This window comes from Hymenobacter frigidus, from assembly GCF_014640435.1.
In the GTDB taxonomy this organism is placed as follows: Bacteria; Bacteroidota; Bacteroidia; order Cytophagales; family Hymenobacteraceae; genus Hymenobacter; species Hymenobacter frigidus.
On record NZ_BMGY01000084.1, the window covers coordinates 1 to 5,207 of the forward strand.

Genomic DNA, 5,207 nt, shown 5'->3' on the forward strand with positions numbered 1-5,207 from the left:
TCGAATACGCTTTCATACCGAAAAATAGGTGAAAATCTGTACACGGAACAGGAAACCGCTCTAAAAATCCTGTTTGTTTAGGCCTGGGAGGGTGTTTGGCTTGGCGGCATTAACTAAGCGACGCTTCCTGGGGGATGAGGGTGCGCAAAGGACGCAGTTGGCCGGCGCAACGGCTTCGGGCAGGGTGAAATCCTACGAGTCAATACTGGCCATAGTATGGGCGAGCTACCTGCGGTCGGGTAGGCAAGCGGAACATTGCGAAGCTTGTATGTTCACATAAGTTCAACAGTAGTAAGTGCCAAGCCACTAGCTTTTAGCTAATAGCTGTCAGCTTTTGTTCTCATAGCCAAGTGATTATACCGAATTCATTGTTCGTTTAATTAGGGCTTGGCACTTATCTGTGCTGATTGCAGAAGTTTACCGACACTCAGAAACGCTACCGGCATCGGAGGACTGGTGATTGTCGCGGAAAGTCAACAGTGCGGAACCAGAGGTCTTGGAGCATGTCTCCGCCTGCATGCAACGGCAGCGGGGTTGGTCGCCTATCTTTTAGTAATCCAGAACGCCCAACCTATTTGCCTATCACTCTGCCCGCAGGCTCAGCACGGGGTTGCGGCGGGCGGCTCGCCAGGCCTGCACGCTTACTGTAAGCCAGGCAATGAGCAGGGCCCCCATCCCGGCGGCTGCGAAGTACCACCACTGCCACGCCACGCGGTAGGCAAAGCCTTCCAACCACCGCTGCAGTAGCAGGTAGCTCAGGGGCAGCGCCAGTACGATGGCCACGACGACCAGCCAGGTCAGGCTGCTGGTTAACATCCAGACAATGCCCAGCTCGCTCGCGCCCAAGGCCTTGCGGATGCCGATTTCTTTGCGCCGCCGCTCGGCGGTGAAGGCTGCTAGCCCCAACAAGCCCAGGGCGGAAATGAGAATGGCCAGCCCGGCAAAGTAGCGGGCGAGCACGGCGACCCGCCGCTCGGCCACGTACTGCGCTTGGTAGTCGGCATCCAGAAACGTGTAGTCGAGCGTAAAGCCGGGGTTGTAGGCCGCGTACAGTTGCTGCAGCCGCGCAATCGTGGCCTGCTCCGCGTTGGGCTGGAGCTTCACTAGCACCGTGTTAATCTGGGGGTCGAGCCAGAGGAGAAGGGGTTTGATTTTTTCGTGCAGGGACTCGTAGTGGAAGTCGCGGACCACGCCCACGATGCGGGCCCCGTCGAGCCGTTGGCCCACGGGGTCCGGCATCCCCAGGCCGGCCACCAGGGCCTGGTTGACGATGATGGCGGCGCTGTCGGCGCGGAATTGCGGCGCAAAGCTGCGGCCGGCTACCAGGTGCAGGCCCATCGTTTCCACCAGGTCGTAGTTGACCAGCATCGTCGCTACTGGCAGGCGCTTCCCCTGCCAGCTCATCTCCGCGACGTAGCGCCCCCCCAGGAAGCCGCCCAAGACGCTGGACGCCTGCACGACGCCGGGCAATTTCTTCACCTCGGCCAGAAAGGCCGCCAGCTGGCGCGCCGCCTTGCCGGCAGCATCAAAGCGGAGCACGTGTGCCTTGTCGTAGCCCAGCGGCTGGCGCTGCACAAACGCCAGCTGCGCGTTGACCATTACCACGGCCACGATGAACAGCACCGAGAGCGTGAACTGCAGCACGACCAAGCCCTGCCGCGTCCACACGTCGCCGGCCCTGGTCGGCAGCTTGCCTTTCAGCACGGCCGCCGGCTGGAACCCCGACAGGTAGAACGCGGGGTAACTGCCCGCCAGCAGCCCCGTCCCCAGCGCCAGGGCCAGGCTGGCCCCCACCAGCTGCGGCTCCCACCGCAAGGCCAGCGGCTTGCCCGTCAGCGCGCTGAACTGCGGGAGCACGAGCTGTACCAGCCCCACGGCCACGACCAGGGCCAGCAAGGCCATCACCACGGATTCCGTCAGGTACTGCCCCACCAACGCGGCGCGGCTCGCCCCCAGGGCCTTGCGAATGCCCACTTCCTTGACCCGCCGCGAGGCCTTGGCGGTGAACAGGTTCATGAAATTAATGCTGGCAATCACCAGAATGAGCCCGGCAATCAGGGCGAACAGCCGCACGTAGGCAATGCGCCCCCCGGTGGCGACGCCGTTTTCGTAGGTGCCGTGCAGGTACGCCGCCGAGAACGGCCGCACAAACAGCGTGCGCCCCCGAGCCTGGGCCTGCGCGCTTTTGGACTTCAACAAACCCGCCAGCTTGGCTTGAAACTGCGCGGGGTCGGCGCCCTCCTTCAAGGCCAGGTAGGTGTTGAAGGGGCCGTCGTCGTCCCACTTGATGGTTTCGCCCATCTGCATCCGGTCCTTGAACGAGGCAAACGGCAGCACGCAGTCAAACTGCTCGGACGAGTTGCGGGGCACCCCGGCGAACACCCCGGCCACCAGGCTGGTCTGCGTGCTATCGGCGGCCAGTTGCCACTCCACGGCTTTGCCCAGGCTGCGCTGCGGCGACCCAAAGAGCTTGGTGGCCAGGGCTTCGGAGAGGACAATGGCGTGTTTGTCCCGCAGCACCGTGGCGGGGGTGCCCACCAGCAGGGGGTAGGAGAACAGCTGGAAGAAGGCCGGGTCCGCGTATTTGGGGACGGCGGTGAGCTGCCGCCCGCCCGCCGCCAGCGTGAACGGGGGGAAGAACGGGACCGGCGTGGTCGTGGCCACGAATTCAATCTCCGGCATTTCCCGCCGCAGGGCCTCGGCCAGAAGCGGCACGGTGCCGGTTTGGGTCGCAATACCGGCGGCCGTGCGTCGGTTTTCCATCACCTGGTAGAGCCGGCCGTCCAGGGCGTGGTAGCGGTCGAAGCTGCGCTCGTCGCTTATCCACAGGTAGACGAGCAGCGCGCCGGCCAGGCCGGTCGAGAGGCCAATCAGGTTGATAAAGAACGTGCTTTTGAACCGCTTAAAGTTGCGGTAAATGAGCAGCAAGGGGTAGGGAAGCATGGCCGAAGGAGGAGGAAAGCGGTTAGAATTGGCTGCGGCTGTTTTCCAGCACCACCTGCCCGTCGAGCAGGCGGATGACGCGCCGGGCGTACCGGGCGTCGTGCTCGGAGTGCGTGACCATGAGCACGGTGGTGCCCGCCTCGTTCAATTCGGTCAGCAGGCCCAGCACGTCGTGGCCGCTGGCCGAGTCGAGGTTGCCGGTGGGCTCGTCGGCCAGCAGCAGCGGTGGGGCGTTCACCACGGCGCGGGCCACGGCCACGCGCTGCTGCTGCCCGCCCGAGAGTTGCAGCGGAAAGTGGTTGCGCCGGTGCAGCAGCTGCATTTTCTCCAACACCTGCTCCACCCGCTGCCGCCGCTCGGCGGCCCCCACGCCGAGGTAGCGCAGGGGCAGCTCCACGTTCTCAAACACCGTCAGCTCGTCAATCAGATTGAAACTCTGAAACACGAAGCCCAGGCTGCGCTTGCGCAGCTCGGCCCGCTGGCGCTCCGAGTAGCGGCTGGTTTCGGTGCCCAGCAGTTGCAGGCTGCCGCCGTCGGGCTCGTCGAGCAGGCCCAGCAGGTTGAGCAGCGTCGATTTGCCGCAGCCCGAGGGGCCCATGATGGCCACAAACTCCCCCTGTTCCACCGTCAGCGAGACGTGGTTCAGCGCCTTGGTTTGCACCTCCTCCGTGCGGTACACTTTCTCCAGGTTTTCGGTTTTAATCATGAACATTTGTCTTTTTGGGCCAAGTAGTTATTAAGAATCCTACGGCTGGTGGTTGTCCAGCACCAGTTCCTGTTGGTCGGCGTAGCCTTCGTAGCTGGAGGTTACGATCCGGTCACCGGGTTGCAGGCCCGCCAGCACTTCGTAGTAGTCGGGGTTCTGCCGCCCTAGCCGGATGGCCACCCGCTGGGCCCTGCCACCATCTGCCCCCAGCTTGAACGCCCAATTGCCCACGGTTTGCTGGTAAAAGCCGCCTTTGGGCAGCAGCACCGCCGGGGCCTTCGCACTCAGCGCTAGCCGGATGGGCAGGGTCTGGCCCCGCCGCAGGCCCGGTGGCGGGGTACCGGTAAAGGCCAGGTCGATTTGCAGGCCTTTGGCCACTTGGGCAAAGATTTTGGTCACGCGCAAGGCATACGCCTGGCCATCCACCACCACTTCGCCCACCTGACCGGCTCCGATGCGGGCAATGTAAAACTCGTCCACCGCGGCGTGTAGTTTTACGCCCGCCAGCGCGTCAATCTGCCCCAGGCGCTGCCCCCGCGTTTTGGCCTCGCCCACTTCCGCGGCCAGCGAGCTGAGCCGCCCGCCGACCGGGGCCCGCAGCAGCAAATCGTCCATCTTGCGCCGCATCAGGGCCAGGTTGCTGGTCATGCGCCGCACCGATTCCTGCATGGTGCCCAGCTGCTGCTGCATGGCCACCGAGTCCTGGCGCAGGGTCTGTTGCGTGAGCTGGTGCCGGCGCAGCTGGTAGCGGTAGGCGTTCTGGCTCTGGAGGTAGTCCTGCCGGGCAATGACTTTCTGGTCGTACAACACCTGGTTGGTGTCGAACACCCGCCGGGCCTCGGCCAGCTGAAAGTCGATGTCGGCTAGCTGGTTTTGGCGCAGGATGCGGTTTTGCAGCAGCTGGTTGCGGGTGTTGCGCAAGTTGTTCATCAGGTCGTACACGGCCGTTTCGCGGTTCACCATTTCCAGCTGCAGGTCGGGGTTGGCCAGCCGCAGCAACGGCTGGCCAACCGTCAAGGTCGTACCTTCTTCCACCAGTACCTGCTGCACCGTGCCGGCCTCCACTGCGTCCAGGTACACAGTTCGCAATGGCTGCACTACCCCGTCGATGGCCGTGAATTCCTGAAAATTACCCCACGTAACGGAACTGATGGTCAGCCGGCTGGCCGCGACGTGCAACCGTTGGCCCGGCCGGGGCCAGTAGAGGCCGGCCACTCCCGTGCCCGCCAGCACCAGGGCCCCCAACCACCACCAGCGGGTGACAAACGACCACTTTTTCTTCGGTATCAGGACATCCATTCGGTTCGGCGCAGGGAATAGCAGCAACAAGCTATTGATCAGAGGTGCCAAGAACGGTGCCTTTATCACAAACCATTGTTAATCAGCAGTCTGATTTAAGTCCTGGTTGCCAGCTTCCGCCGAGCGTCCGGTTTTGATACAGTTGACCGTTCGGTTCTGATACAGTCTGAATCTATTGACGGGCAGAAAACGACCTGGCCGACTGAAATGCAGTATTTTTCGAAGCCTGCACGGTTTATGTGGCCTGGGTTGGGACGGG

General features: G+C 63.1%; 3 protein-coding genes. All 3 read right to left on the bottom strand.

Features of this window, described 5'->3' with window-relative positions:
• Nucleotides 1–582 precede the first annotated feature (582 nt).
• The 3 genes from IEW17_RS20420 to IEW17_RS20430 are packed head-to-tail and all read right to left on the bottom strand — an operon-like array spanning nucleotide 583 to nucleotide 4,948.
• Nucleotides 583–2,943 carry an FtsX-like permease family protein gene (locus IEW17_RS20420; RefSeq protein WP_188563915.1) on the bottom strand — a complete coding sequence of 787 codons (2,361 nt, stop codon included), beginning with the start codon at nucleotides 2,941–2,943 and terminating at the stop codon, nucleotides 583–585.
• Between the two features lie 22 nt (nucleotides 2,944–2,965).
• Entirely contained in the window at nucleotides 2,966–3,649 is a 684-nt protein-coding gene (locus tag IEW17_RS20425; protein WP_022821726.1) for an ABC transporter ATP-binding protein, read from the bottom strand.
• Between the two features lie 39 nt (nucleotides 3,650–3,688).
• Nucleotides 3,689–4,948 carry an efflux RND transporter periplasmic adaptor subunit gene (locus tag IEW17_RS20430; protein WP_188563916.1) on the bottom strand — a complete coding sequence of 420 codons (1,260 nt, stop codon included), beginning with the start codon at nucleotides 4,946–4,948 and terminating at the stop codon, nucleotides 3,689–3,691.
• Nucleotides 4,949–5,207: the final 259 nt, after the last annotated feature.